General features: G+C 41.9%; 21 protein-coding genes. 2 read left to right on the plus strand and 19 right to left on the minus strand.

Annotated features, from left to right (window positions below; all coding sequences use genetic code 11):
- Nucleotides 1-51: 51 nt before the first annotated feature.
- From tilS to rpsB, 19 genes are all read right to left on the minus strand, one after another.
- Nucleotides 52-1,404 carry a tRNA lysidine(34) synthetase TilS gene (gene tilS, locus PZ638_RS15825; protein ID WP_112307290.1) on the minus strand — a complete coding sequence of 451 codons (1,353 nt, stop codon included), beginning with the start codon at nucleotides 1,402-1,404 and terminating at the stop codon, nucleotides 52-54.
- A gap of 13 nt (nucleotides 1,405-1,417) precedes the next feature.
- The gene (locus PZ638_RS15830; protein ID WP_094961142.1) at nucleotides 1,418-2,305 is read right to left on the minus strand and encodes a DMT family transporter; all 888 of its coding nucleotides are present in this window, start codon (nucleotides 2,303-2,305) and stop codon (nucleotides 1,418-1,420) included.
- Nucleotides 2,306-2,453: 148 nt separating this feature from the next.
- Complete coding sequence (accA, locus tag PZ638_RS15835; RefSeq protein ID WP_004257429.1) at nucleotides 2,454-3,413, minus strand: acetyl-CoA carboxylase carboxyl transferase subunit alpha; 960 nt, start codon at nucleotides 3,411-3,413, stop codon at nucleotides 2,454-2,456.
- A gap of 12 nt (nucleotides 3,414-3,425) precedes the next feature.
- A complete protein-coding gene (dnaE, locus tag PZ638_RS15840; RefSeq protein WP_036957990.1) occupies nucleotides 3,426-6,908 on the minus strand; it encodes a DNA polymerase III subunit alpha in 3,483 nt (1,160 codons plus the stop codon).
- A gap of 11 nt (nucleotides 6,909-6,919) precedes the next feature.
- Nucleotides 6,920-7,513 carry a ribonuclease HII gene (gene rnhB / locus PZ638_RS15845; RefSeq protein ID WP_004257437.1) on the minus strand — a complete coding sequence of 198 codons (594 nt, stop codon included), beginning with the start codon at nucleotides 7,511-7,513 and terminating at the stop codon, nucleotides 6,920-6,922.
- Entirely contained in the window at nucleotides 7,513-8,664 is a 1,152-nt protein-coding gene (gene lpxB, locus PZ638_RS15850) for a lipid-A-disaccharide synthase (protein WP_112307292.1), read from the minus strand. Before lpxB ends, rnhB begins: the two co-directional genes overlap by 1 nt.
- Nucleotides 8,665-8,708: 44 nt before the next feature.
- Complete coding sequence (gene lpxA, locus PZ638_RS15855; RefSeq protein ID WP_004257444.1) at nucleotides 8,709-9,506, minus strand: acyl-ACP--UDP-N-acetylglucosamine O-acyltransferase; 798 nt, start codon at nucleotides 9,504-9,506, stop codon at nucleotides 8,709-8,711.
- A 1-nt stretch (nucleotide 9,507) separates the two neighbouring features.
- Nucleotides 9,508-9,960: a 3-hydroxyacyl-ACP dehydratase FabZ gene (gene fabZ / locus PZ638_RS15860; RefSeq protein WP_004257450.1), complete on the minus strand. Its 453-nt coding sequence runs from the start codon at nucleotides 9,958-9,960 to the stop codon at nucleotides 9,508-9,510.
- A gap of 128 nt (nucleotides 9,961-10,088) precedes the next feature.
- The gene (lpxD, locus tag PZ638_RS15865) at nucleotides 10,089-11,126 is read right to left on the minus strand and encodes a UDP-3-O-(3-hydroxymyristoyl)glucosamine N-acyltransferase (RefSeq protein WP_004257454.1); all 1,038 of its coding nucleotides are present in this window, start codon (nucleotides 11,124-11,126) and stop codon (nucleotides 10,089-10,091) included.
- A 3-nt stretch (nucleotides 11,127-11,129) separates the two neighbouring features.
- Complete coding sequence (gene skp, locus PZ638_RS15870; RefSeq protein WP_036957991.1) at nucleotides 11,130-11,624, minus strand: molecular chaperone Skp; 495 nt, start codon at nucleotides 11,622-11,624, stop codon at nucleotides 11,130-11,132.
- 89 nt (nucleotides 11,625-11,713) lie between these two features.
- Nucleotides 11,714-14,128: an outer membrane protein assembly factor BamA gene (gene bamA / locus PZ638_RS15875; protein WP_004257462.1), complete on the minus strand. Its 2,415-nt coding sequence runs from the start codon at nucleotides 14,126-14,128 to the stop codon at nucleotides 11,714-11,716.
- A gap of 42 nt (nucleotides 14,129-14,170) precedes the next feature.
- The gene (gene rseP, locus PZ638_RS15880) at nucleotides 14,171-15,523 is read right to left on the minus strand and encodes a sigma E protease regulator RseP (RefSeq protein WP_275612186.1); all 1,353 of its coding nucleotides are present in this window, start codon (nucleotides 15,521-15,523) and stop codon (nucleotides 14,171-14,173) included.
- Between the two features lie 8 nt (nucleotides 15,524-15,531).
- Nucleotides 15,532-16,392, minus strand: coding sequence for a phosphatidate cytidylyltransferase (cdsA, locus tag PZ638_RS15885; RefSeq protein ID WP_094961137.1), 861 nt, complete (start codon nucleotides 16,390-16,392; stop codon nucleotides 15,532-15,534).
- A 9-nt stretch (nucleotides 16,393-16,401) separates the two neighbouring features.
- Nucleotides 16,402-17,157 carry a polyprenyl diphosphate synthase gene (uppS, locus tag PZ638_RS15890; RefSeq protein WP_004257489.1) on the minus strand — a complete coding sequence of 252 codons (756 nt, stop codon included), beginning with the start codon at nucleotides 17,155-17,157 and terminating at the stop codon, nucleotides 16,402-16,404.
- Nucleotides 17,158-17,343: 186 nt separating this feature from the next.
- Complete coding sequence (ispC, locus tag PZ638_RS15895; protein WP_004257491.1) at nucleotides 17,344-18,537, minus strand: 1-deoxy-D-xylulose-5-phosphate reductoisomerase; 1,194 nt, start codon at nucleotides 18,535-18,537, stop codon at nucleotides 17,344-17,346.
- Between the two features lie 147 nt (nucleotides 18,538-18,684).
- Complete coding sequence (gene frr, locus PZ638_RS15900) at nucleotides 18,685-19,242, minus strand: ribosome recycling factor (RefSeq protein ID WP_004257496.1); 558 nt, start codon at nucleotides 19,240-19,242, stop codon at nucleotides 18,685-18,687.
- 107 nt (nucleotides 19,243-19,349) lie between these two features.
- Nucleotides 19,350-20,078 (minus strand): UMP kinase, encoded by a 729-nt coding sequence (pyrH, locus tag PZ638_RS15905; protein WP_004257499.1) that lies wholly within the window; start codon nucleotides 20,076-20,078, stop codon nucleotides 19,350-19,352.
- A 191-nt stretch (nucleotides 20,079-20,269) separates the two neighbouring features.
- Nucleotides 20,270-21,121, minus strand: coding sequence for a translation elongation factor Ts (gene tsf / locus PZ638_RS15910; protein WP_004908761.1), 852 nt, complete (start codon nucleotides 21,119-21,121; stop codon nucleotides 20,270-20,272).
- Between the two features lie 142 nt (nucleotides 21,122-21,263).
- Nucleotides 21,264-21,989 (minus strand): 30S ribosomal protein S2, encoded by a 726-nt coding sequence (gene rpsB, locus PZ638_RS15915; RefSeq protein WP_004257504.1) that lies wholly within the window; start codon nucleotides 21,987-21,989, stop codon nucleotides 21,264-21,266.
- A gap of 652 nt (nucleotides 21,990-22,641) precedes the next feature.
- Between rpsB and map the strand changes: the two genes are divergently transcribed.
- Both map and glnD read left to right on the plus strand, forming a co-directional pair.
- On the plus strand, nucleotides 22,642-23,439 hold the full coding sequence (gene map / locus PZ638_RS15920; RefSeq protein ID WP_036957992.1) for a type I methionyl aminopeptidase: 798 nt from the start codon (nucleotides 22,642-22,644) through the stop codon (nucleotides 23,437-23,439).
- A gap of 109 nt (nucleotides 23,440-23,548) precedes the next feature.
- Nucleotides 23,549-26,185 carry a bifunctional uridylyltransferase/uridylyl-removing protein GlnD gene (glnD, locus tag PZ638_RS15925; RefSeq protein ID WP_094961135.1) on the plus strand — a complete coding sequence of 879 codons (2,637 nt, stop codon included), beginning with the start codon at nucleotides 23,549-23,551 and terminating at the stop codon, nucleotides 26,183-26,185.
- The last annotated feature ends 39 nt before the right edge of the window (nucleotides 26,186-26,224 follow it).

Below are 26,224 nucleotides of genomic sequence, written 5' to 3' on the forward strand. Positions count from 1 at the left end.
TGAGTCCTTCTATAGCCCCTTATGGTAATCACAGTCATAAGGGGCTTCTCATTAATTTAATACCTTAAATTCACCCTCTTTTTGCCAATCGATGGCAATACCCAGAGACGCTTCATCAACCACCCCCTCAGGGGTAATAAAGCACCCTACTGCGGTAATTAGCTGGTCGTTATAATAAATTAATGGCACTCTTTCTCTCATCCATGGAGCTACGCCTAATTCTTGCCAGATCTTCTTACTGCTTCTGGAACGATGGCGTCCTACTATTTTCAATGTGCCTTGCAGCCCAAAACGGATTGTCACATTTTCATGCGAAAGTGGTGGCCGTATTTGCCCCTCTCCTTCCATAACTTGTAATACTCCTAAGGATTCAGGTAACTCAAAAACCTCAGGAAAAGCCCATTCAAACTGTTTATTTAATAGACTATTAATGCGCTTAACAACCCACAATGCGCCTTGATAACGACGAATTTCAAATTGCCCTAAGCGGCAAATAGGGTCTGCATCATGCCGAGCTAACGCGACTTCTTGCCAAATACGTTCCAATTGGTTAAATGGCGGCATTGGCAATTGGTGCAAACCAACCCAACGACGAATTAAAGCATTACGTTTGGAAGATGAACACCCTTGCAAATCATCTATAAATAGGCCCCCTCGGTAATCCATCATACCTTCAAGGGTATCTTTTAATAACTCATCGAGTAATGATTCTTGCTCAGCACATAGCGCTGCACTGCGCGCGACAGCATGAGAAAAATGTGGCCAGCGCTCAGCCAAAGTTGGCATAATATGAAGACGTAAAAAATTTCTATCGTAACGGTCATCTTGGTTACTATCGTCCTCAACCCACGACAATTGTTGCTCTTGCATATAAGCTTCTAGCGCTATACGGGGTGTTGAAAGTAATGGGCGTAATAGCCATGTTGAACCGCAACACGCTGAAAAACTCAATAATTCAGGCATTGAAGACAACCCTGCTGGCCCACTACCACGCTTTAACGCTAACATGAAAGTTTCTGCTTGGTCATCAAGATGTTGAGCCGTAACTAATACCTCGCCTTCTTGTAATTCTTCTCGGTAAGCCTGATAACGAGCTTCTCGTGCTGCTGCTTCAATACCTTTTTGGCTTGAATCAACCACGACATGTCGGCAAATAAAAGGAATGTCCCATTGTGAACATAATTGAGCACAATGCTGCTCCCATTCGTTTGCTTTTCTATTCAAGCCATGATGAATATGAATAGCACGAATTTCTAGTGAAGGAAGCCGTTGTTGCCGAATAAGATAAAGTGCATGTAATAAAACCGTAGAGTCAATACCACCACTGAATCCCACTAGAATTTTTTGAATACCACTTATTTTATTAAGAACTTGTTCAACAATTACTTGCGAATGCTGCGCCATTTATTCGCCCTTCTTACGACTTCTGGCTTTGGCTTTTTGCGCCAACACACAGAACACCAGAAATAATTACCAGTAATACCCCAATTGCATACGCAATTTCAAAAACATCATTTAAGATTAACACTAACCAGAGTACCGATAATACGGGAGATAAAAATACCACAGAAGCTATTTTCGCTGAATGACCTGTATTCATCGCCTTAAACCACAAAATATAAGACACCCCATTGATTAAAATGCCATTAACCAATGTTGGCCAAAAAGCTGCTTTTGAAGGTAACTGCATTTCACTAAATAGTATCAGTAAGGCAAAAGAAGTTAGCGTTGAAAAAATAAATAACCACACAGTACTAATATAGGGGTCTATCGAATATTGGCGAGAAAAAACTGACATTAGTGCAAAGCAAAATGCACCACTAAAAACCAGTAATAACGCTGTTGGGTTTTCAACATGTAGCTGTGTAATTTGCCCTTTAGTAAAAGTAATAATCACCGCAATAAAACCAACTATGATGCCAATTATTTGTCTTCCAGCTAATTTATCTTTTAGCAATACTACTGATAACAAGATAATAACTAATGGCCAGCTATATTGAATGACCAATACGGCGATACCATTTTCAATGGAATATCCGTAATACAGTAACAAGTAGAATAAACAATCAAGAAAACCAAGAACAAAGACTTTGATTAGTACATCTCTTGGCAAGATAAACAGTTTTGTCAGCCGATACCCAGAAGCAAGTGCAACAATAATTACAGATATCGCTGAAATTAAGTTTGACCAAAAAAGGAATTGGAAGCTATCCATACCTTCTTGCCCAAAACGAGAGACAATAGGAATAAAGCTCCATATCAATACGCAAGTAAAAGCATATAGCAAATAATTATATTGTCGCACCCTAGTTCCTATCTATTATTATTTTCAGCAGATGAATAATTTAAATCAAAACACTCTGTTATCATTAAAAATGACTAGCTTAAAAATAAAAAAACGGGAGCTGGCAAAAAGCAAACTCCCGTTTTTATTAACGATTAGCGGTTAATAATTAGCAATAACCATAGTCCATCAGACGCTGATAGCGGCGGTTTTTCAACGCTTCGGCATCTAATGCATCTAATTCGTTTAAGTCCTCATTCAGGCGTGCTTTTAGCTGTTCCGCAATTTCATCATAATTACGATGTGCACCGCCTAATGGCTCAGGAATAACATTATCAATTAATTTCAGTTCTTTAAGACGTGGAGCCGTAATCCCCATCGCCTCTGCTGCTAGTGGTGCTTTATCTGCACTTTTCCATAGAATAGAAGCACAGCCTTCTGGTGAAATAACAGAATAAGTACTGTATTGCAGCATATTGACTTTATCACCAACACCGATGGCAAGAGCACCGCCAGAGCCACCTTCACCAATAACAGTACAAATGACTGGGACAGATAAACGTGACATTTCACGTAAATTACGTGCGATAGCCTCTGACTGACCACGCTCTTCAGCACCAACGCCCGGATAAGCCCCAGGAGTATCAATAAAGGTAATAATAGGCAAGTTAAAACGCTCAGCCAGTTCCATCAGACGCAATGCCTTACGGTAACCTTCTGGGGCTGGCATACCAAAATTACGACGGATTTTTTCTTTTGTCTCACGCCCTTTCTGATGCCCAATAATCATAACTGGGCGACCATCTAAACGCGCCATTCCACCCACAATGGCTTTATCATCTGCATAAGCACGATCACCTGCTAATTCTTGGAAATCAGTAAAAATGCGAGAAATATAATCCAATGTATATGGACGACGTGGATGACGAGCGAGTTTAGCGATTTGCCAAGCTCCTAGATCAGAGAAAATTTTACGTGTCAGTTCAACACTTTTTTCACGTAAACGAGCAACCTCTTCATCTAGGTTGACTTCTAAGTTGTTATCTTGACGGCTAACCGCTGTTAGAGAATCAATTTTCGCCTCTAATTCCGCGATTGGCTGTTCAAAATCAAGAAAATCCAGACTCATAATATTCCTATTTTAGTCAAATTCTAATTCTACCTGCTCACTACCCAGCAGAGTTCGAAGATCGTTCAGAAGGGGATCCACTGGCGTCACACGCCAAACAACACCAAATTTAAGCTTGGCTCTGGCATCATCCTTCTGGTAATACAGATGAACCGGGATCGTTCCTGAACGATGAGGTTCAAGAGTACTGCGAAGCCGGTTCAGCAATTGATCGTTAATTTGTTTATCTGACAGTGAAATTGCAAGTCCTCGTGCATATTTCTCCCTTGCTTCACTAATATCCATTAACTCACGCACTGTCATTTTATTACCACCATTGAAATCATCAAAGCTGACCTGACCGGTGGCTATCAGGATATTGTCTTTTTCCAACATATGTTGGTATTTATCGAGTGCATCTGAAAATAACATAATATCCAGACGACCGGAACGATCATCAAGCGTACAAATACCTATTCTATTTCCACGCTTGGTTGTAATGACTTTAGCTGAAAGTACTAAACCTACCACAGTTGTCACTTGACCACGAGGGGTGGGGTTCACATCTTTTAATCTAAGCCCATTAGTATAGCGCTCTATTTCGCTCAAGTATCGCGTTATTGGATGCCCTGTTAAATATAAACCAAGCGTTTCGCGTTCACCATCCAATACCACCTGCTCTGGCCATTTAGGCACACTGGCGTATGAACTTTCAACTTGTTCAGGTGCTTCCGCTAATACACCAAACATATCTGCTTGGCCTATTGCCTCTGCTTTAGCGTGTTGGTCAGCCGCTTTTAATGCATCTTCAAGGGAAGACATCAATGCCGCACGGTGAGGGCCTAATCGGTCAAATGCCCCTGCCATGATAAGCTTTTCCATCACACGACGATTAATTTTTTTAATATCGACTCGCGCACAAAGGTCAAAAATCTCTTTAAATATCCCGCCTTGTTGACGCGCTTCAACAATCGCCTCAATCGGGCCTTCACCGACCCCTTTAATTGCACCAATACCGTAAACTATCTCACCTTCATCATTCACATGGAAGTGATAAAGCCCACTATTGATATCTGGTGGCAATACTTTTAAGCCCATTCGCCAACATTCATCAACTAAACCGACCACTTTTTCCGTGTTGTCCATATCAGCGGTCATTACAGCAGCCATAAATTCAGCGGGATAGTGAGCTTTTAACCATAATGTTTGATAAGAAACCAAAGCATAAGCTGCTGAGTGCGATTTATTAAACCCATAACCGGCAAATTTCTCTACCAAGTCAAAGATTTTCATTGATAACTCGCCGTCTACCCCGTTTTTGATTGCTCCTTCTTCAAAAACAGAACGCTGCTTCGCCATTTCTTCAGGTTTCTTTTTCCCCATCGCACGACGCAGCATATCTGCACCGCCAAGCGTGTAACCGGCTAAAACCTGAGCAATTTGCATAACCTGTTCTTGGTATAAAATAATACCATATGTGGGCTCTAGAACAGGTTTTAATGATTCATGTTGCCATTGTACATCTGGATACGAAATTTCTTCACGACCATGCTTACGGTCAATAAAGTTATCTACCATGCCTGATTGTAATGGCCCGGGGCGGAATAATGCTACCAGAGCGATCATATCCTCAAAGCAGTCGGGACGTAATCGCTTAATTAAGTCCTTCATTCCACGGGATTCCAACTGGAATACTGCCGTGGTTTCTGAGCGCTGCAGCATATCAAAGCTTTTTTGATCGTGCAGCGGAATCGCCGCAATATCAACCGGCTCTAAGTTTTTCTTAGCACGGCGCGCGTTGATCATTTCCAACGCCCAGTTAATGATCGTCAACGTCCGTAAGCCGAGGAAGTCAAACTTCACTAGCCCTGCATATTCGACATCGTTTTTATCGAATTGCGTGACGGGGTTATTACCTTCCGCATCACAATACAGTGGCGCAAAGTCAGTAATTTTAGTTGGAGCGATAACCACCCCACCCGCATGTTTACCGGCATTTCGAGTGACCCCTTCGAGTTTACGCGCCATATCGATAAGCGCTTTAACCTCTTCATCAGCTTCATAAATTTCAGGGAGCTGTGGCTCTGCTTCGAATGCTTTTTCTAGTGTCATACCGGGATCTGGCGGCACTAATTTAGAAATTCTATCAACAAAACCATATGGGTGCCCAAGTACACGCCCCACGTCGCGGATAACCGCTTTTGCCGCCATCGTACCAAAGGTAATGATTTGTGAAACGGCATCACGCCCATACATTTGGGCTACGTGATCAATGACTTGGTCGCGTTTTTCCATGCAGAAATCGACGTCAAAGTCAGGCATCGAAACACGCTCAGGGTTCAAGAAACGCTCAAATAGTAAATCGAACTCCAACGGGTCAAGGTCAGTAATTTTGAGTGCGTAGGCAACAAGGGAACCTGCCCCCGAACCTCGTCCAGGCCCAACGGGTACGCCGTTATCCTTCGACCATTGGATAAACTCCATAACTATCAAGAAGTAGCCAGGGAAACCCATTTGGTTGATTACGTTGAGTTCGATATCTAAACGTTCATCATACTCAGGACGTCTTTCTGCCCTGATTTTTTCATCAGGAAACAGAAATTCTAAACGCTCTTCGAGCCCTTCTTTAGAGCGCATAACTAAAAAGTCTTCTGTTTTCATATCCCCTGTTGGGAATTGAGGTAAGAAGTATTCACCTAAACGGATCGTCACATTACAACGCTTAGCAATCTCTACACTGTTTTCTAGCGCTTCAGGGATGTCAGCAAACAGCTCACACATCTCTTCTTCGGAACGTAAATATTGCTGAGGGCTATAATTTTTAGGCCTTTTTGGATCTGCTAATGTAAAACCATCATGGATAGCAACACGTATTTCATGAGCGTCAAAATCACTACTTTCAATGAAACAAACATCATTCGTTGCAACGACAGGTAGGCCTTTTTTAGTCGCTAACTCGACAGCCGCATGTAGATAACTTTCTTCATCAGGCCGGCCTGTTCTGACTAACTCTAAATAGTAGCTATCTGGGAAATGAGTTTCATAGAATGCAAGGCACTCATCCACTAAGGATTGGTTTCCCCTTAATAGAAATTGCCCGACATCCCCTTTACGGCCACCGGACAGCAGAATCAAGCCGTCTTTGTGCTTGGCCAGCCATTCTCGTTTTATCGTTGGCCCAACCGCACCATAGCCCTTTTGGTATGCTTCAGAAATTAGTAAGGTAAGGTTTTGATAGCCTTCATTATTACGTGCTAAAACAGTTAGGTGAGATATTTCATCACCTAATAATTCACTTTCCACATAAAAATCAGCGCCAATAATGGGTTTGATTCCTGCACCATGCGCTGCACCATAAAACCGGACTAACCCGCAAAGGTTAGTAAAATCGGTGATCGCGAATGCAGGCATACCCATTGAAGCCACTTTTTTAACCAGTGGCCCTGTTTTGGCTAGCCCATCAATCATGGAATAGTCACTGTGAACACGTAAATGAATAAAACGAGGTGATGCCATCGACCTAATACCTACTTATTGCTGTCTAAAGCTCTTCTCACAGGAGCAAAGCTTTTACGATGGAATTCGGTTGCACCATACTGCGCCAATTTTTCTAAATGATACGCGGTTGGGTAGCCTTTATGCTTCGCAAAACCATATTCAGGAAAAGCTTTGTCCAACTCAACCATTTCCCTATCCCTAATCACTTTAGCTAAAATGGATGCTGCGCTAATTTCTTGTACTAGGCTGTCGCCCTTAATTACTGCTTGTGAAGGCATTGGCAATTCAGGACAACGGTTACCATCAATTAAAACATACTCAGGAATAATGGATAAACCGGCAACAGCGCGCTGCATAGCTAACATAGTTGCATGTAATATATTTATATTATCAATTTCTTCTGGTTCTGCGCGACCAATACACCAACACAATGCTTTTTCTTGAATTTCATCAAATAATTTCTCACGTTTTTTTTCGGTGAGTTTTTTTGAGTCTGCCAACCCTATAATAGGGTTATTGGGATCAAGAATCACCGCTGCTGTCACTACAGCTCCGACTAATGGGCCTCGACCCACTTCGTCAACACCCGCGATTAAATTTGCTTTTGGATAGATAAATTCCATTAATTTTTGACCATATCTAATACAGCTTCAGCAGCTTGTTTATCTGCGTCACAACGAATAAGCTGATGTAATTGTAAAAAAGTTTCTTTCAGGTTTTCAACCCGCTCGCCACCCTCTAGGAGTGGAAGCAACTGCTGTGCGAGTTTATCAGGCTGGCAATCCTCTTGTAGTAACTCTTTGACAATCTCTTTTCCTGCTAACAAATTAGGCAAAGAAACATACGGCGTTTTCACTAACCGTTTTGCCAACCAGAAGGTGAAAGGTTTCATACGATACCCCACCACCATTGGGCATTTTGTTAGCATACATTCAAGTGCTGCCGTTCCTGATGCTAATAAAGTCGCATCTGCTGCAATCATTGCATCACGAGCTTGGCCATCTAAAGTATGAATTTGCAGTTCAGGCGTAGTATTTTGCTTTATCTCATCAAACTGCTGGCGGCGTTTTTCATTCACCAACGGCACCACAATATGTAAATCCGGGATATTACGCTGTAATATTTTCGCTGTATTGAGAAAATCTGCGCTTAGCATTTCGACTTCTGAATGACGACTTCCTGGCAGTAAGGCTAAACATTTAACATGCTCAGGAATATTCAGCCGATGTCGAGCGGCTTGTTTATCAGGGTGTAATGGAATGGCATCCGCCATTGTGTGCCCGATAAAACGGCAAGGAACATTAAAACGATCATAAAAGGCTTTTTCAAAAGGTAAGAAAGCTAATACTAAATTCGTTGAACGACCGATTTTAAATACCCGTTTTTGACGCCATGCCCAAACTGATGGGCTAACATAATGAATGGTTTTAATCCCTTTCGATTTTAAGCGCCCCTCAAGGGTAATATTAAAATCAGGGGCATCAATTCCAACAAAAACATCTGGCTGTAATTCGGTAAAACGCTGGGTTAGATCCTTACGGATGGATAATAACCGAGGTAGGCGGCCGAGGACTTCAACGATACCCATGACGGCAAGCTCTTCCATTTCATACCAAGCTTCACAACCTTCGGCTTGCATTAAAGGACCAGCAACACCAACAAAGCGAGCATCTGGTATTTGCTCTTTAAGTGCACGGATAAGCCCTGCACCGAGAATATCACCAGATGTTTCTCCGGCAACAAGGCCAATAGTAAGTGGGCGGCTATTATTCACCGAAATTCGCTCCTTATTAAAGGCCTCGATTCATTAATACTAGATTAACGAATAATACCACGTTTAGACTGCGCTGAATCCTCTAAGAAATCACTAAACACTTTAACGTGCTCATTCGCTTTTGCCGCTTCTGCGATTTCTTCACGAGCTTCTTCTAACGATTTACCTGAACGATATAACACCTTGTATGCATTACGAATAGCATGTAGTGATTCTTTTTCAAAACCACGGCGTTTTAGACCTTCAAGATTTAAACCAAATGGTGTCGCGTGGTTACCTTGTGCAATGACATAAGGCGGCACATCTTGTGCAACACCAGAGCAGCCACCGACCATAACATGAGCACCAATTTTACAAAACTGGTGAACTGCGGTCATCCCACCAATAATGGCATAATCACCAAGTGTTACATGACCACCTAGAGTACCGTTATTTGCAATAATACAACGGTTTCCAATGATACAATCATGAGCAATATGCACATTCACCATCAGTAAGTTATCATTGCCCACTTTTGTCAGGCCAACATCTTGAACAGTACCACGGTGAATGGTTACGCTTTCACGAATACGGTTTCTGTCCCCGATTTCAACTCGCGTTGGTTCGCCTTGGTATTTTAGATCTTGATTAATCTCACCAATGGAAGCGAACTGGAAAATCACATTGTCACGACCAATTTTTGTATGGCCATTAACGACAACATGAGATTTCAGTTCAGTGCCTTCACCAATTTCAACATTCGCGCCAATATAACAAAAAGGGCCAATATGAACATTGGCACCGATGATAGCTCCATCTTCTACGATAGAGGATGGATGAATATAGGCTGTTTTATCAATCATATCAGACCTCACGACGACGGGCGCACATCATTTCTGCTTCGCAGGCCACTTCTCCATCAACTTTAGCAACACCTTTAAAACGTGCAACTCCGCGACGTTCTTTGATAAATTCTACTTCTAAGACCATTTGGTCTCCTGGTAGAACGGGACGTTTAAAACGCGCATTGTCTATCGCTGCAAAATAGTACAACTCACCCGGCTCTAATTTTCCAACGCTTTTAAACGCAAGAATTCCTGTCGCTTGCGCCATGGCTTCTAAAATCAATACACCAGGGAAAATAGGTTTACTAGGGAAGTGTCCTTGGAAAAATGGCTCGTTAAATGACACATTTTTCACTGCACGTAATGATTTGCCTTTTTCAAAATCCAATACACGGTCAACCAGAAGGAATGGGTAACGGTGCGGAAGCAGTTCTAAGATTTCTTCTATATTCAGAGTATGATTATCACTCATCGAAATACTCTTCCTGTCTATTAATACGGTTTAATTAATGAATCGGCCTGCTTTAACCTTAAATTAGGTTAACTGGCAGGCCGGAAAACGTAACTCAGATAACTATTTTAGCCTGAATTACAAAATGATTACTGTTTTTTTTGATTTTGGCTATCTAATTCACGCTCAACATGTTTCAGTCGCTTATTTATCTCATTGATATTTAAGACTAAAGCAGCTGTTTTACGCCAAGTTTTATTAGGCTGTAAAGGAATCCCTGAAGAATATACTCCTGGTTCAGTGATAGGTCTCATGACCATCCCCATTCCTGTTACTGTGACCTTATCGCAAATTTCCATATGGCCATTGATGACACTGGCACCACCAATCATACAGTAACGGCCGATTTTTAAACTACCAGCCATGATAACACCACCAGCAACTGCGGTATTATCACCAATTATGACATTGTGTGCAATTTGGCACTGGTTATCGATAATAACCCCATTGCCAATTACTGTGTTATCTAAAGCACCTCGGTCAATGGTTGTACTCGCACCGATCTCAACACGATCGCCGATGATCACTGTGCCTAATTGAGGAATTTTGATCCAATTACCACGATCATTCGCATAGCCGAAACCATCAGAGCCAATGACTGTGCCAGATTGAACTAAACAGTGTTCGCCAATCTCAACATTGTGGTATACGCTGACATTCGCCCACAAACGGGTTCCTGTACCAATACGCGTATTTTTGCCCACAAAACAACCTGCGCCAATCACCACATTATCGCCAAGCTCAACACCACTTTCGATAACGGCATTTGCGCCAATTGCGACATTCTTACCAAGTTTTGCATCATCAGCAATTACCGCTGATGCATGGATATCTTCAGCTGGGCTTGGCGTTGTATCCATAATTTGAGCCATGCGTGCATAAGCAAGGTATGGGTTATCCACTACCAGAGCAGCCACTTTGCATGCTTCAAGATCTTTTGCTGTGAGAACCACCGCTGCAGCTTGGCAATCTGCCAATTTGTCACTATAACGGCTGTCAGATAGAAAAGTAATCTGTTGATTATTCGCTGAATGCATTGGAGCAATACCGGTGATGGTAATATCACCATCACCGTGTAATTGCGCATTCAACTGCTGAGCAAGGTCAGCCAATCGAATTGAAGACATCTATTATTTAACCTGTTTTTGAACCTGACTTGTAATGTCAACGCTATCTTTTGCATAAGCAACTGCATTTGCATCGATAACGACATCATAGCCTTCTTTAGCTGCAACAGCCTTAATAGAGTTCTGAATACGAGTTAAAATTTTAGTACGCTCTTCGCCTTGGCGACGACGGTTGTCTTCTTCAAATTTTTGAGCTTTTTCAGCGAATTGATCACGTTTAGTCATGAGTTCAGATTCAAGCTTTTCGCGCTCACTTTGTTTCATTGTTGCACCATCACGACGCAATTTTTCAACACGAGTTTGCAAATCTTTTTCTAGATTTTGTAACTCAGTCGCACGACTTTTGAATTCACTTTCAAGCTGTTTAGCAACGGCTTCACGCGCTGGCATATTTTGGAAAATTTCACCAACATTGACGATAGCGATTTTCTCAGCATAAGCCCCCGCAGACATTGCTAAAGCAATACTCACACCCGCTGCACACAACAATTTTTTCACACTAAACTCCTTAACCCATACGTATGGCTGGAAATTTCGGTTGCTCCCACAAAAACATGGGAGCCTTCATAGATAGAAACTGGAATAGATTACCACGTTCTACCAATATTAAATTGGAACTGTTCTGATTTATCCCCTTCGTAGTCCTTAATCGGCTGCGCATAAGAGAAGACCAGTGGTCCAAGTGGAGACATCCATTGTAAAGCCACACCCGCAGAAGCTCGGATATTGCTTGCCTTACCATAGTCAGGCATACCTTCGCGCCAAGCCGCAGGAATACTGTTCCAATTAGTGTCCCATACCGTACCTGCATCAACAAAGAGAGAGGTACGAACGGAGTTCGAATACTTTTCGTCAATAAATGGAGTCGGAGTGATTAACTCAAATGATGCCGCGTACATCGCATTACCACCGACCGCATCACTTGATGGGCTTCCAGGCTCTGGGCCATCTTTTCCATTAATTTTCTTCAAATAAACCGCTTTTGGACCGATATTATTCGAACGGAAACCACGAATAGTGCTTGAACCACCCGCATAGAAGTTTTCATAGAATGGCATTTGTTTACTGCCAATACCATCACCATAACCTGCTTGTGCACGCCCCAGAACTACCCAAGTTTCGTCTTCGTCCAGTGGATAATACTGCGCTGTATCAAAGCGTAGTTTATAGTATTCGTTATCAGAACCAGGAATTGTCACTTTACCCGATACGTTCGTTTTATTACCCGATGTCGGGAAGAAACCACGGTTTAACGAGTTATAAGTCCAACCTAAGTTAAGTGTGAAGTCATCCGCATCAAAGCTTTCTTTATTACGTCCGTTCTCTGTAACTGGTGGATTTTTACCCATAGAATCAAGGTAATCCCACATGGCAGCTTGAGCACGCATATCCGAAAGTCGGTTATGAACATAACCCGCACCGACGCGGAAAGAGTTATTTTCATTAAATGGGAAGCTTAAGAAACTGTCTAGGCCATACGTTTTGTTGTTATAGCCTGATAGATCCGCATCTTTCGCACTAAAGTCGTTATAGAAAATACGGCCGCCTAAGCTCACACCATTAACGGTGAAGTACGGGTCAGTAAATGAGAATTCAACGTTAGTTGAGTAGTCATTTTTACTTGCGTTAATACCAACTGCGTTACCTGTACCTAACCAGTTATCTTGTGTAACCCCAACTTGGAAGCTCACACCACTTTCAGTACCAAAACCGATACCAAAGTTCATTGAACCAGTATTACGCTCTTTAACCTTGTAGATAACATCTACTTGGTCAGGGCTACCAGGTACACGTTGAGTCTCTACATCAACAGTTTCGAAATAACCTGTACGATTCAGACGTTCTTTACCTAGTTCAACTAAATCATTTCCGAGCCATGCACCTTCCATTTGGCGCATTTCACGGCGTAAAACAGTATCTTTACTGGTGTCATTGCCTTGGAAACGAATCTCACGCACATAGAAACGGTTACCTGCATCAATATTTAAGTGCAATTTAACTGTTTTATCTGCATCGTTGATTTCAGGTTGTGTCATTACTCGAGGATATGCATAACCATAGCGGCCAAACATATCTTTGATTTTGTTTTCCATACTTGTCACTTGAGCACCGTTATATAATTCTCCCGGTGTAATAGTGATAAGCTCTTGGATTTCAGTTAAATGATCAGCCGTATTACCATTAACTTCGACACCCGATATTTTATATTGGTCGCCTTCAGTAATGTTAATAGTAATATAAATACCTTTTTTGTCTGGGGTCAGACTGACTTGCGTGGAGTCTATATTAAAACGCGCATAACCACGATCAAGATAAAAACTGCGCAGAGTTTCTAAGTCACCCGCCAGTTTTTGCTTCTGATATTTCTGGTCAGCAGCGAGGTTCCACCAAGGAACATCATCACGCAATTGCAGCTTATTAACTAATTCTGCTGTAGTGTAATTTTTATTACCTACAATATTAATTTGCTGAATTTGAGCTGAAACACCTTCAGAGAAAACAAATTTTAAATCCACACGGTTACGTGGCAAAGGCGTTACAACAGCTTTTACTGTTGCATTATATTTACCAACGCTATAGTAAAAGTCTTCTAAACCTTTTTCGATATTTGCAATTGTCGTGCGGTCGAGTGCCTCACCAACGCGGATATTTGAAGCTTCCAAGTTCTGCTTGAGCATATCATCTTTAACAGACTTATTGCCTGTAAAGGTGATACTTGCAATCGTTGGCCGCTCTTTAACTTGAACGATCAGCGTGTTTCCATCACGCAGGACCCTAACATCTTCGAAGTTACCGGTTGAAAATAGGGAACGAATCGAACGGCTGATATCATCGTTATCAACTGAATCGCCAACCCTAACTGGCATGTTCAATAATGCTGCACCAACGGCGACGCGTTGTAGACCTTCGAAACGAATGTCTTTAACTACGAATCCGTCTGAACCGTATGCAGTGGCGCTGCCGAAAAGCAGCGACGCTATGAGCAACTTTTTCATCGCCATCGTTGTTATGCGTATTCCTTACTGGTCCCCAGCTTACAAAAATTAGAAGCGAGAGAAATCATTAAAAAGTGCAAGTCCCATTAACAGAATCAATGCCATTGCACCTATCCGAAAACTAAAGTCTTGTACTCGCTCAGACACCGGACTTCCTTTAATTTTTTCAATTAATAAGAAGAGCAAGTGCCCCCCATCTAAAACAGGCAATGGAAACAGATTGATGATACCTAAATTGACGCTAATAAGCGCAATAAACATCAAATAATATACCAAGCCTGACTCGGCGGATACCCCCGCACCTTTAGCGATAGATATCGGACCGCTTAAGTTATTGAGTTTGACATCCCCAACAACCAGTTTACCCATCATATTGACCGTCAACTTCATTAACTGCCACGTCTTATCACTGGCTTGGTAAAACGCAGAAAATGGCCCATATTGTTGCACCATCTTATATTCATCTGCTAACGGTAACACTGAAAGTTCTACGCCTGCAAACCCAATTTTCTCCCCACGCGGCCCATCTTGGCTATCAGGGGTCAACGTGAGTGAAATCAATTGCTGCGACCGTTGCACTTCAAGTTTTAACGGGACGCCCGGGTTATTACGAATAATTCGTGTAACGGGATCCCACAGGCCCAGAACTTCCCCGTTAACACTCACTATTCTATCGCCTTTCTGCAAACCTGCCCGTTCACCAGCTAACCCTTGCGTTACTTTTTGGATAACAGGGTCAATTCTTGCAGAGACAGGCATTATACCTACCGACAAAATTGGATCTTGTTTCTCTGGATCAAACTGCCAAGTGGTTAAATCAACCGTTTTAGTAATCGGTTCATTATAACCACTGGGTAATACTTGTGCTGTCAGTTCACGGTCACCGATTTTACCGACCAATGCTAAACGAACTGAATTCCAATCAGGAGTTTCGATGCCATCAATAGATTTTAGTTCCATTTTTGGTTCAAAATTTGCAATTGCCGCAATAGAGCCTGGCTTTACGTCTTCAATGACAGGTTTCACAGAAGGAACACCAATCATAAAGACTATCCAATAGACAACAATTGCTAATAAAAAGTTCGCGATTGGCCCTGCACCAATAATGGCAGCTCGTTGACCGGCAGTTTTATTGTTAAACGCTTGATGGCGACGTTCAGGAGAAACGCTACCAACTCGCTCATCAAGCATTTTGACATAACCCCCTAACGGGATTATCGCCAAAACAAATTCGGTACCATTCTTATCGACTTTGCGCCATAAGGTTTTGCCGAACCCTATAGAAAAGCGCTCAACATAAACACCACAGCGGCGAGCAACCCAGTAATGGCCGAACTCGTGTACTGTAATTAGCACACCTATTGCGATAATAAAGGCAACTAAACTCCAAATAAATCCCATGTATCTTCCTAAAGACCAAAACCGTTAAAAATTAACAAATTTAGCCCAGCAAAAACTGGGATTGCTGCTGTTAGGCTATCAATACGATCCAAGATACCGCCATGCCCTGGAATTAAATGACTACTATCTTTAATACCTGATTGACGCTTAAACATACTCTCGGTTAAATCACCAAACACAGATACTACAACAACAATAATTGAAGTCACTAGCAAATAATCAGGCATCACGGGGATTGGCGCAAAGGCGCTAAATAACCATGAAATAATCCCAGCAGTTATAAGGCCACCCACCAAGCCTTCCCATGTTTTACCAGGAGATACCTTCGGTGCCATTTTGTTGCGCCCGATAGTACGACCAAATGCATAGGCGCCTGAATCAGCCCCCCAAACTAGCAACATGACATACAATAACCACCAAGCTCCAAAGAATGTATCGCTTTGATAACCAACGGTTCTTAAAACCATCATTCCACAATAAAATGGGATAATCGTTAACACGCCAAATAATAAGCGAATAACAACTGATTTGCCCCAAGAAGCGGAGGCGGGATAGGTAACAACTAAAATAATCGCTATCCCCCACCAAATAAGGCCAGCCCATAAACCATACAAAATCATAGGCTCAGAGGAGAACTGATTTATATCGGAAATAGAAAATTGCATTGCAAGTAATATTGCAGCAAAAACAACCGCTAAGCCTATGCGCTTAGCTTGAGAGTGCCAGCCGACAAATTGTGCCCATTCCCAAGCACCTAAAGCACAAACCGCAATCACGACAAGCCCAAAATTCGCTGGGGAAAGTAAAAACAGCGCCGCAATAACAATCGGTATTAAAATTATCGCAGTAAGCAAACGATATTTCAGCACATCTTTCCCCTATTCTTTGCCCAGTTCATCATCTGATTCAGCTCCACCATAACGGCGCTCACGCTTACTAAAAGCATCAACTGCACTCTGAAACACCATTTCATCAAAATCTGGCCACAAAACGTTGGTGAAATAAAATTCCGCATATGCGACTTGCCATAATAGGAAGTTGCTTATGCGATGCTCTCCCCCAGTTCTTATGACTAAATCGACATTTTCTTGGTCATGCATACAAATATGGTTATCGATACTTTCTTCATTGATATCATCAATAGAAAGCTCACCACTTTGTACCTTTGCAAATACTTGTTTTACACTGTTACTAATATCCCAGCGGCCACCATAGTTCGCTGCAATATTCAGTTTTAGCCCAGTGTTGTTTTGCGTTAATGCTTCTGCCTTATCAATTCTTTTTCTGAGGCGTTCACTAAAACGGCTAATATCACCAATGACTTTTAGTTTTACATTGTTTTTATGTAGGTTCTTAACTTCATTATCAAGAGCAAAAACAAATAGTTCCATGAGAGAACTGACTTCTTTCTCTGGCCTTCTCCAGTTTTCACTGCTAAAAGCATACAATGTGAGCGAACTAATTTTATTTTTTACCGCAAAGCGCACAGAATTACGGACAGATTCAACGCCTGCCTTATGACCTGTAATTCTGAGCTTCCCTCTTTGTTTAGCCCATCGACCATTACCATCCATAATGATAGCAACATGCTTAGGCATCATTGAATCAGAGAGATTTTCACCACTAGAGTTCATTAAATATTAATCCTTGTGAGTACCACTTTGAGTATACAGACCAATAATAACTACTATTATTGAATTTGCTGATAAGACACATCCTTAAATCTCTAAGAGGTACTATGTTATTTTTCTTTTTTTAAACACATCACATATTAAAGAGTTATTATGGCTATCAGCAACTAAATAAAACACATACCAGCGTTAAATTGTCTGAGCGATTATTTTTTCTGCATTTTTACGCGCTCGTTCGTCGATTTCTAAGACCTCTTCAATCGAAACAGGTTCAGAAAAAACTTGGCTATCTAATACATTGCGATTAATTTTTGCTATATCCGTAAAGCGTATTTTGCCTTCGAGAAAAGCAGCAACTGTCATTTCATTCGCACCATTAAGTGCCGTCGTAGCGGCTTGCCCTTGGTGGCAGGCATCGATTGCGAGCTTCAAGCAAGGATAGCGTTGATAGTCAGGCTGAACAAATGTTAATGATGAAAGTGTTGCAAAATCAAGAGGTTTCGCACCAGACATGATACGCTGAGGATAAGCCATACTGTATGAAATTGGAGTGCGCATATCAGGTGTGCCCAGTTGTGCTATCACGCTGCCATCTTTATACCGAACCATGGAATGAATAACAGATTGAGGATGGATAATCACTTCCATTTGCTCGGCGCTCGCATTAAAAAAATAGCAAGCCTCGATATATTCTAGCCCCTTATTCATCATTGTCGCTGAATCGACTGATATTTTTCGCCCCATCGACCAATTTGGGTGGTTACATGCTTCATCAGGGGTCACATTATCAAGATGCGATAACGGTGTATCCCTAAATGGCCCACCTGATCCGGTTAAAACAATACTTGAGATACCGGAAGCTGATAAATCGGCAAAACCTAAATTCAGTTGAATAATTTCAGGTAAACTCTGGAAGATAGCATTGTGCTCGCTATCAATAGGAAATACTGTTGCATTGTGCTTACGAATCTCATTAAAGAATAAACGGCCACTAGTAATTAAAGACTCTTTATTCGCTAATAATATTCTTTTACCTTTGCGTATTGCCGCTAAAGTAGGAAGTAAACCGGCAACCCCAGTAATGGCTGACATAACTTGGTCAGCATCATCCAGACCAGCAAGGTCAATTGCAGCTTGTTTTCCTGACAAAACTTCAGTTTTACAATTATTCTCAGTTAAAATAGTTTTTAGCGCTTTTGCTGACGATTCATCCGCCATTGAGGCATATTTCGGATTAAACTCAAGGCACTGTTTCGCCATTTCAGTGACATTCTTTCCTGCCACTAGAGCAACGATTTGAAATTTTTCGGGATTTTGGCGAACAACAGAAAGTGTATTTGTACCAATTGAGCCTGTAGAACCTAGGATTGTCAGACATTTCATAGTGATTGAGTACTCTGTATTAATTCAATACTGAGATTATATCAGCTTAGAGGTTAGAAAGGATTTTTTAATAAGCTTGAAAAATAATAAAGCCACGCTAACGCACACTTTTACAGTTTGCATTGGTGGCTTTATTATTATGATGGATTAAAATTCCATCAACTCTGCTTCTTTTTGCGCTAATGCTTCATCAACTTTTTTGATGTAGCTATCAGTCAGCTTTTGGATATCATCTTGTGAACGACGCTCGTCATCTTCACTGATTTCTTTATCTTTCAGTAATGCTTTCACTTTGTCGTTAGCATCACGGCGAACGTTACGGACTGCGATACGGCCTTGCTCTGCATCACCACGAACCACTTTAATTAAGTCTTTACGACGCTCTTCCGTTAATGGAGGAAGTGGAACACGGATAACAGTACCCGCTGATGATGGGTTTAAGCCTAAATCAGATGCCATGATTGCTTTTTCAATCGCAGGTGACATGCTACGGTCAAAAACAGAAATAGCTAATGTGCGTGAATCTTCAACAGTGACGTTAGCTAATTGGCGCAAAGGTGTCGCTGAACCATAGTACTCAACAGTGATACCGTCTAATAGGCTTGGAGATGCACGGCCTGTGCGAACTTTACTAATTTGGCTTTTGAATGCTTCAAGGCTCTTTTCCATACGGTCTTGAGCATCTTTTTGGATTTCGTTAATCACGTTTTCAACCCTTAAGAACTGGTTATTAAAGGCCGCATGCGACCTCGCTTCAATTGTCTGAATTTATATTAGATAATACATTTAAACTCAGGTCATGTCTCTGAGTATTAATTGTGAGAAATCAGAGTTCCTTCATTTTCGCCCATAACAACGCGACGTAAAGCGCCCGGTTTATTCATATTGAATACGCGAATCGGTAAGTTATGGTCACGTGCTAATGTGAATGCCGCTAAATCCATCACTTTAAGTTCACGTTCCAAAACCTCTTGGTAACTCAGATTTTCATAAAGGACTGCGTCTGGGTCTTTAGCAGGGTCTGCTGAATACACACCATCAACTTTTGTCGCTTTTAACACGACATCCGCTTCAATTTCAATACCACGTAGGCATGCAGCGGAGTCTGTTGTAAAGAATGGGTTGCCTGTTCCTGCAGAAAAAATAACGACACGGCCGTGACGTAACAAGCTAATGGCCTCTGCCCAGCTATAGTTATCACAGACACCGTTAAGTGGGATCGCAGACATCAGTCTTGCATTCACATAGGCGCGATGTAATGCATCACGCATTGCGAGTCCGTTCATCACAGTTGCTAGCATCCCCATGTGGTCTCCTACAACACGGTTCATTCCAGCTTGTGCCAAACCAGCACCACGAAACAGGTTACCACCGCCAATAACCACACCGACCTGTATACCCAGTTCTATGAGTTCTTTAATTTCCTGAGCCATACGATCTAAAACGCTAGCATCGATACCAAAACCTTCTGCCCCTTGTAAGGCTTCGCCACTTAATTTAAGCAGAATACGCTGATAAACGGGTTTTGCATTGGTTGCCATGGTGTTCTGTCCTAACAGATATTTATTGGGGTAACACACGTAGAATTACAGTGTTCTACGTACCTAAATTTTGAATTAGTTTAAATATAATTTTTTTATACACAAGAATTCTAGCGCAATGCCTATGACGCTAACACCGCAGGGAATATACGTATATAAAACAGAGCCGCCAATTGGCGGCCCTTAGTTGATTACTTGCTCATTGCAGCAACTTCTGCTGCAAAGTCAGTTTCAACTTTCTCGATACCTTCACCTACTTCGAAACGAAGGAAACCAGAAACAGTAGCACCTTTCTCTTTCAGTAAGTCACCAACAGATTTGCTTGGGTCCATTACGAAAGGCTGGCCAGTCAGAGAGATTTCGCCAGTGAATTTGTTCATGCGACCGATAACCATTTTTTCAGCGATTTCGCGTGGTTTGCCAGATTGCATTGCGATGTCTAACTGGATTTGGTGCTCATGAGCAACAACATCAGCAGGAACATCATCTGGAGTCACATATTCAGGTTTGCTTGCAGCGATATGCATAGCGATGTGTTTCAGTAATTCTTCGTCAGCGCCTTCAGCCGCAACTAAAACACCAATACGAGCACCGTGCAGGTAGCTACCTACTTGTGCGCCTTCCAGGATAGCAACACGACGAATATTGATGTTTTCACCAATTTTCGCAACTAATGTTGTACGAGCTTCTTCGAATTTTGCTTTCAGCGCATCGATGTCAGCATTTTTGTCAGCAACAACAGAAGCCAAAACTTCTTTACCGAATGCTAAGAAGCCTGCGTCTTTAGCAACGAAGTCAGTTTCACAGTTCAGCTCAACCAGAGCACCTGTTTTACCACCGTTGAAAACTTCAGTCAGGATAACACCTTCAGCTGCAACGCGACCTGCTTTTTTAGCCGCTTTTGCTTGACCTGATTTACGCATGTTATCAATCGCTAATTCGATGTCGCCATTAGCTTCAACGAGTGCTTTTTTACATTCCATCATACCTGCGCCAGTACGTTCGCGCAGTTCTTTTACCAATGCAGCGGTAATTCCAGACATGTGATTTATTCCTCGATATTCCCCGTGGGAGTCTTCCCCACGTGGATAGTTCTGATTCATATATAAAAGGGGCCTAAATCAGGCCCCTTCTAACATATAGCAGTACCTGTATAGCAATACCTAAATAAGGGTTTGGGCCTTATTACTCAGCTTCTACTAAGCTTTCTTCTGCTTGAACAGCCAGATCTTGTGAACGACCTTCACGAACGGTGCTTGCTACAGCGCCCAGATACAGTTTGATTGCACGGATTGCATCATCGTTACCAGGGATAACGAAGTCGATACCGTCTGGATCAGAGTTAGTATCAACGATAGCAAATACTGGGATACCCAGGTTGTTTGCTTCTTTAATAGCAATGTGTTCGTGGTCTGCATCGATAACGAACAGAGCGTCAGGTAAACCGCCCATATCTTTGATACCGCCTAAGCTGTTTTCTAACTTACCAAGTTCACGAGTACGCATCAGCGCTTCTTTCTTAGTCAGTTTGTCGAAAGTACCGTCTTGTGATTGAACTTCTAAATCTTTCAGACGTTTGATTGACTGACGAACGGTTTTCCAGTTAGTCAACATTCCGCCTAACCAGCGGTGGTTAACGAAATACTGATCACAGCTGTTAGCAGCTTCTTGAACGGCTTCGCTTGCAGCACGTTTAGTACCGACAAACAGAATTTTGCCTTTACGAGAAGCAATTTTAGTCAACTCAGCCAGAGCTTCGTTGAACATTGGAACAGTTTTTTCCAGGTTGATGATATGAACTTTGTTACGCGCACCGAAAATGAAAGGTTTCATTTTTGGGTTCCAGTAACGAGTCTGGTGACCAAAGTGTACGCCTGCTTGTAACATATCGCGCATGGAAACAGTTGCCATTTAATACCTCTGTATTTAAGTAATTGGGGTTATGCCTCCACAAATCCCATGCTACCGACTCCAAAGCTGCGTTAAAACGCATAAGAGCACCCCGGTGCACGTGTCGATTTGTGTGTGTTATTACACAATTGAGTTTTAAGTTTCGCACATCCAATATTTTATCAACGACTTTATCTTGATGCCATAAAATGACATTTCGATGATGGTGATAAGAAATAAATGGATTGCCGGCGCGCTTTATACCATAAAACCAACCTAGAAGCCAACTTTTGTTGCTTTTTTCGCTCACAAAAATGCCTAAAAGTGGTTTTGATTTAAAGCCATTGACCTGAGCAATATTTAACCATTGCTCAGGTCAATTATAGACGCTATTCGGTAAGATAAAAAAGCCTTATTTTTGCAATACCTTCTAGATGGTCTTCGTTACTATTTTTTTGCATTTTGTGCTGTTGAAAGCTCAAAATGAACAAGCTCCACTCCTTTCCTTATCTACTATAAAGTGACTTCGACTTTCGAGTCCGCTCGATAGCTAGTTGGCAGAAAATGCGGTGGCTGTTACCATATATCTCATCGATGTAAAATGGGCTACCTATTTTCCCCCTCTTTTTTAACATGCCATCAAATTCAATGTTGGCATGAATGGACTAAATTCATGGCTATTATTATCAAAACTGAAGAAGATATTCAGAAAATGCGTGTTGCTGGCCGCTTAGCAGCAGAAGTGTTAGAAATGATTGCTCCGCACGTTGTGCCGGGAGTTAGTACGGGTGAATTAGATCGCCTATGTCATCAACATATTGTTGACGTACAGCAAGCTATCCCTGCGTGCCTGAATTATCACGGTTTTCCTAAATCTGTTTGTATTTCTGTCAATGATGTCATCTGCCACGGCATTCCTAGTGATGATAAAATCTTAAAAGATGGCGATATTGTTAATATTGACGTCACCGTTATTAAAGATGGTTTCCATGGCGATACCTCCAAAATGTTTATTGTTGGTAAACCAACCATTCAAGGTGAGCGCCTTTGCCAAGTCACACTAGACAGCTTATATTTAGCAATCCGAATGGTTAAACCGGGTATTCGCTTACGTACTTTAGGTAAAGCCATTCAAGAGTTTGTCGAAAAACAAGATTTCTCAGTTGTGCGTGAATATTGCGGCCACGGCATTGGCCAAGGTTTCCATGAAGAACCACAAGTTCTGCACTATGATGCTGACGACAGTGGCGTGGTTCTACAAAAAGGGATGACTTTTACCATTGAGCCTATGGTCAATACAGGCGATCACCGTATTCGCACCATGAAAGATGGCTGGACAGTTAAAACCAAAGACCGAGGTTGGTCTGCACAATATGAACACACGTTAGTTGTGACGGATAACGGCTGTGAAATCCTCACTCTACGTAAAGAAGAAGAGCCGTTTATCTCTGCAGTATTAGTTAACGAATAATCTTCTCCATTGAGCCTTCCTAACCGAAGGCTCTTCCTCTGTTCATTTTTATCAAAAAACCGTAAGCTGGTAGCTACCCCCCTATTGCTATCAATATGGAAAGATAAAGATGACTGTAAATTCAGCTTCCTACCTCCCCCCTAATCAATTTAGTACTCATGACCTTGAACTTAATTTATTAAGACAACATGTCGATGATTTCGATCAGTGGCTGGAAGAGGCTTTCAACCAAGGTAAAGATGTTGTCGACCTTATTCACTTGCGAAGTGATTACCTTGATGCGTTACTCACTCGATTATGGCAATCCTTTCAATTTGATAAGCAGCCTGATATGTCACTAATCGCCGTTGGGGGTTACGGGCGCCATGAACTACATCCACTTTCTGACATTGATATTTTAGTTTTAAGTAAAAACCAGCTTCCAGAACACATCGCTAGTGAAATTGGGCAATTTATCACTCTATTATGGGATTTGCGGTTTGATATCGGCCACAGCGTCCGTTCCCTCGCTGAATGCATTGAAGCCGGAAATGCAGATCTAACCACCGCGACTAATCTCATTGAATCACGGTTAATTTGTGGTGATGTCGCCCTGTTTTTACAATTACAAAAAACTATTTTTAGCGATGATTTTTGGCCTTCCGCGGTCTTTTTTGCTGCAAAAATTGAAGAACAACAAGAACGCCATCAACGCTACCATAGCACTAGCTATAATTTAGAACCCGATATTAAAAGTAGCCCTGGGGGATTACGGGATATCCATACCTTACTATGGGTCGGGCGGCGTCATTTTGGTGCAACCACCGTCGATGAAATGGTAGGTTTTGGTTTTCTCACTGAAGAAGAGCGCCAAGAACTCAAAGAGTGCCTAATATTTTTATGGAAAATTCGCTTTGCGCTCCATTTAGTGGTGAAACGTCATGATAATCGACTGCTATTTGACCGCCAGTTTAGTGTGGCTCGGTTACTGGGTTATGAAGGCGAAAAAAACCAACCCGTTGAACGAATGATGAAAGATTTCTATCGCGTCACTCGCCGTGTTCGGGAACTCAATCAAATGCTATTGCAGTTATTTGATGAAGCTATTTTAACGCTTAACCCCAACGAAAAGCCCCGTCCTATTGATTCTCTATTCCAATTACGCGGATCATTGATTGACGTTATTGATGAAGAGTTATTTATCAAGCAGCCAGCCGCTATTTTAAAAATGTTTTACCAAATGGCTCGCTACCCAAATATTACAGGGATCTATTCCACTACTTTACGGCAACTACGTTATGCGCGGCGCAACCTTTCAGTGCCATTATGTGAAATCCCTGAAGCCCGAAAACTGTTTATCAAAATTCTACGCCACCCTCGCGCCATCAAAGGTGCATTTGTCCCAATGCACCTTCATAGTGTACTGAGCGCTTATACCCCACTCTGGAGCAATATCGTTGGTCAAATGCAGTTCGACCTATTTCATGCATATACCGTTGATGAACACACTATTCGCGTACTGCAAAAAATTAATAGCTTTACGTTAGAAGAAAATCGTCGTGATCATCCACTGTGTGTCAGTGTTTATCCCAAATTATTGCAGCCTGAACTTTTACGATTAGCTGCCATTTTTCACGATATAGCTAAAGGCCGATCAGGAGATCATTCCGACCTTGGCTCTGATTTTGTTTATGATTTTGCCTTACTGCATGATTTTTCTGTCAAAGAAGCTGAATTAGCTTCATGGTTGGTTAAAAACCACTTATTGATGTCGGTGACAGCTCAACGGCGTGATATTCAAGACCCCGATGTTATTAAACAATTTGCAGGGGAAGTTAAAACTGTTTCACGGCTTAACTACTTGATGTGTTTAACGGTTGCAGACATTTGCGCGACAAATAGCACACTGTGGAATAGCTGGAAACAAAGTTTAATTCGTGAACTTTTTTTATCTACAGCGCATCAATTAAATCAAGGCATGCAGAGCACCCCTGACTTACGCGAACGCATTCGTCATCATCGTTATCAAGCTTTATCATTACTACGCCAATCATCAATTGATGAAGAAAAACTGCAGGGGTTATGGTCCCGCTGCCATGCCGATTATTTTTTACGTCATACGCCATCCCAATTAGCATGGCATGCTAAGCACTTACTAGCCCATGATTTGAGCCAGCCTTTGGTATTAATCAGCACACAACCTAAACATGGCGGAACAGAAATTTTTATTTGGTGCCATGATAAACCCCATTTATTTGCCGCTGTCGCCAGCGAATTGGATCGGCGAAATTTAAGCATTCACAGTGCTCAAATTTTTACTAACAAAGACAATATGGCCATGGATACCTTCGTCGTTCTTGAGCCTAACGGTAGTCCTCTGTCCAAAGACAGATACGACCACATCCGAAAAATGTTGTTATTAGCCGTTCAGCAACCAGAAATATCACTGCCTAAGCCACGTACTCTACCGTCAAAATTACGTCACTTTACCGTGCCAACAAAAGTCAATTTTCTACATTCCACCAACGACCGTCGCACCTATATGGAACTGTTCGCCTTAGATCAACCAGGTTTATTGGCTCGTATCGGTCATATTTTTGCTCAAATGGAAATTTCTCTATATGGCGCACGCATCACGACAATTGGCGAAAAAGTGGAAGATTTCTTTGTTTTAGCTGATAAGGAACACAAAGCGTTGACTAAAAATATGCAACAAGAGTTATCAGAAAGGTTGACAGAGGCCCTAAAATCGAAGGATAAAATATAGCGTCCATCACATTTTTATGGTGAACGTTCACTTTTTATA

The organism is Providencia hangzhouensis (assembly GCF_029193595.2).
Classification (GTDB): domain Bacteria; phylum Pseudomonadota; class Gammaproteobacteria; order Enterobacterales; family Enterobacteriaceae; genus Providencia; species Providencia hangzhouensis.

Excerpts from the sequence above, each read along its gene's own strand:
- tilS (WP_112307290.1), bottom strand. The coding sequence starts at position 1,404 with ATGGCGCAGCATTCGCAAGTAATTGTTGAACAAGTTCTTAATAAAATA.
- accA (WP_004257429.1), bottom strand. The coding sequence starts at position 3,413 with ATGAGTCTGGATTTTCTTGATTTTGAACAGCCAATCGCGGAATTAGAG.
- dnaE (WP_036957990.1), bottom strand. The coding sequence starts at position 6,908 with ATGGCATCACCTCGTTTTATTCATTTACGTGTTCACAGTGACTATTCC.
- rnhB (WP_004257437.1), bottom strand. The coding sequence starts at position 7,513 with ATGGAATTTATCTATCCAAAAGCAAATTTAATCGCGGGTGTTGACGAA.
- lpxA (WP_004257444.1), bottom strand. The coding sequence starts at position 9,506 with ATGATTGATAAAACAGCCTATATTCATCCATCCTCTATCGTAGAAGAT.
- fabZ (WP_004257450.1), bottom strand. The coding sequence starts at position 9,960 with ATGAGTGATAATCATACTCTGAATATAGAAGAAATCTTAGAACTGCTT.
- lpxD (WP_004257454.1), bottom strand. The coding sequence starts at position 11,126 with ATGTCTTCAATTCGATTGGCTGACCTTGCTCAGCAGTTGAATGCGCAA.
- bamA (WP_004257462.1), bottom strand. The coding sequence starts at position 14,128 with ATGGCGATGAAAAAGTTGCTCATAGCGTCGCTGCTTTTCGGCAGCGCC.
- rseP (WP_275612186.1), bottom strand. The coding sequence starts at position 15,523 with ATGGGATTTATTTGGAGTTTAGTTGCCTTTATTATCGCAATAGGTGTG.
- uppS (WP_004257489.1), bottom strand. The coding sequence starts at position 17,157 with ATGAACTCTAGTGGTGAAAATCTCTCTGATTCAATGATGCCTAAGCAT.
- ispC (WP_004257491.1), bottom strand. The coding sequence starts at position 18,537 with ATGAAATGTCTGACAATCCTAGGTTCTACAGGCTCAATTGGTACAAAT.
- pyrH (WP_004257499.1), bottom strand. The coding sequence starts at position 20,078 with ATGGCAACCAATGCAAAACCCGTTTATCAGCGTATTCTGCTTAAATTA.
- tsf (WP_004908761.1), bottom strand. The coding sequence starts at position 21,121 with ATGTCTGGAATTACCGCTGCATTGGTAAAAGAACTGCGCGAACGTACT.
- rpsB (WP_004257504.1), bottom strand. The coding sequence starts at position 21,989 with ATGGCAACTGTTTCCATGCGCGATATGTTACAAGCAGGCGTACACTTT.
- map (WP_036957992.1), top strand. The coding sequence starts at position 22,642 with ATGGCTATTATTATCAAAACTGAAGAAGATATTCAGAAAATGCGTGTT.
- glnD (WP_094961135.1), top strand. The coding sequence starts at position 23,549 with ATGACTGTAAATTCAGCTTCCTACCTCCCCCCTAATCAATTTAGTACT.